The 1,110-nt window shown below is 54.5% G+C and carries 1 protein-coding gene; it reads left to right on the top strand.

Annotated features, from left to right (window positions below; translation table 11 throughout):
• The coding region (locus A3AY_RS0113670; RefSeq protein ID WP_018326228.1) for a CapA family protein at positions 1-1,107 on the top strand (1,107 nt) is incomplete at its 5' end.
• Between the last annotated feature and the right edge of the window lie 3 nt (positions 1,108-1,110).

Here is a 1,110-nt window from a genome sequence, read left to right as displayed (position 1 = left end):
TATCATGTCAGCTTGCCAGAAACTGGGCCTGATCTAAGGACGATGGGGTTCAATTTGGTCAGCTACGCAAACAACCACTCTTTCGATTGGGGCGTAGAGGGCATGCGCCTTACGTGCCGCGCGCTCGCGGAAAACGGCATTGCCTACGCCGGTGTTGGCGAAAATCTGTCACAGGCTGGTGCCGCACGTTTTGTAGAAACAACCAAAGGACGGGTAGGGTTGGTATCGTCCGCATCCACGTTCACACCTATGTCACGTGCCTGCGACGCAGCGGGCGAAGCTCCGGGCAGGCCTGGCATCAACACTCTCCGATTGGAGAGGAGCATCGTTGTGGAGCCCAAAATGCTCGATAGCCTCCGGATGGTGCGCGATTCACTGCCGAACTTTGGGCGGTCCGGGAGACAGTCCGACCAAGTTAAGGTTGCGAATGTGACTTTCAGAGCCGGCGAGCGGCCCGGGTATTCCTATGAGCCTAATTCTAGGGACGTCGCGAACATCCTCCGAAATATTCGCCGCGGCAAGCAATTTTCTGATTTCTGCATCTTTACAAATCACGGGCATGAACCGGGGAATTGGAGTGAAGAACCGGCGGATTACGAGAGGGAATTCGCACATCAGACTGTCGATGCAGGGGCCGATGCTTACATCGTACACGGACCGCACCGATTGCGGGGTATCGAAATCTACAAAGGCCGGCCGATTTTCTACAGCTTGGGAAACTTCATGATGGACGACCTTCGGACGCCCGTGGGCGCCGATATGTACGACGTCTATGACAAGGACTTGGTCGATGCCACAGATGCTGACGTGACTGTCTCGGAAATGTCATCGGGATACGAGACCTCCCCCGGTTTCGGCGACCCTGTATTCTATGAGAGCATTATTGCGGTTAGCCGCTTCGAGAAAAACAGACTCACCGAGTTGCGCCTATACCCCGTTGAACTCGGTCACTCCAAAAGGTTCGCGAACCGAGGAATTCCTAGTCTCACATCTGCTGCGAAAGCTGAGATGATCTTAGACCGCCTGCGTAGGCTTTCTGAACCTTATGGCACACGGATTTCTTTCGAAAACGGCGTTGGGGTGATCAGCCTGAAGCGTAAAGAATGAACC

The sequence above is a fragment of the Rhizobium giardinii bv. giardinii H152 genome, from assembly GCF_000379605.1.
GTDB classification, from domain to species: domain Bacteria; phylum Pseudomonadota; class Alphaproteobacteria; order Rhizobiales; family Rhizobiaceae; genus Pararhizobium; species Pararhizobium giardinii.
The sequence above is the reverse complement of the archived record's forward strand: the minus strand, read 5'-3'. Positions and strand labels throughout refer to the sequence as shown.